At 67.9% G+C, this 620-nt stretch carries 1 protein-coding gene; it reads left to right on the top strand.

Going from position 1 to position 620, the window contains the following annotated elements; all coding sequences use genetic code 11:
- Positions 1-575 (top strand): ABC transporter ATP-binding protein (locus ENZ74_RS33670; RefSeq protein WP_164761498.1); only part of this gene is annotated, 575 nt, incomplete at its 5' end.
- Between the last annotated feature and the right edge of the window lie 45 nt (positions 576-620).

Below are 620 nucleotides of genomic sequence, written 5' to 3'. Positions count from 1 at the left end.
CGTCACGCCGCATCGGCTCGCAGATGACCGACCGGCTGGTGCGCATCCTCGGCTGGAGTGGCGAGAAGGCCGATACCCGCATTCGCCAGTTGCTGGACGAGGTGCAGATCCGCGACCCCGACCGCGTGCTCAAAAGCTATCCGCACGAACTGTCCGGCGGCATGCGCCAGCGCGTGCTGATCGCCGCCGCCTTCGCCGCGGAGCCAAGGCTGATCGTCGCCGACGAGCCGACCACGGCGCTCGACGTCACCGTGCAGAAGCAGATCCTGCGGCTGATCGCTGCGTTGCAGCGCGAGCATGGCACGGCGATCCTGTTCGTCACCCATGATCTCGGCGTCGTCGCCAAGATCAGCCAGAGGGTCTCGGTGCTCTATGCCGGCAAGGTGGTGGAGGAGGCCGAGACCGCAGCGCTCTTCGCCGCGCCGCAGCACCCCTACACACGGGCGCTGATCGCGGCGACGCCACGCTACACCGATCCTTTCGCCTCGCTAAGACCGGTGGACGAGGCGGTGCTGGCCGGACTTGCTTCGGAGATCGCTGCCGCCGACCAAGCCTGGAGGCGGCCGCATGGTTGAACCGTTGTTCTCCGTGCGCGGGCTGAAGGTCGCGCTGCCCGACAT

The organism is Mesorhizobium sp. M7A.F.Ca.CA.002.15.2.1 (assembly GCF_003998715.1).
GTDB lineage: Bacteria > Pseudomonadota > Alphaproteobacteria > Rhizobiales > Rhizobiaceae > Mesorhizobium > Mesorhizobium ciceri.
Note: the sequence above shows the minus strand (reverse complement) of the source record. Positions and strands in the feature narration are given on the sequence as shown.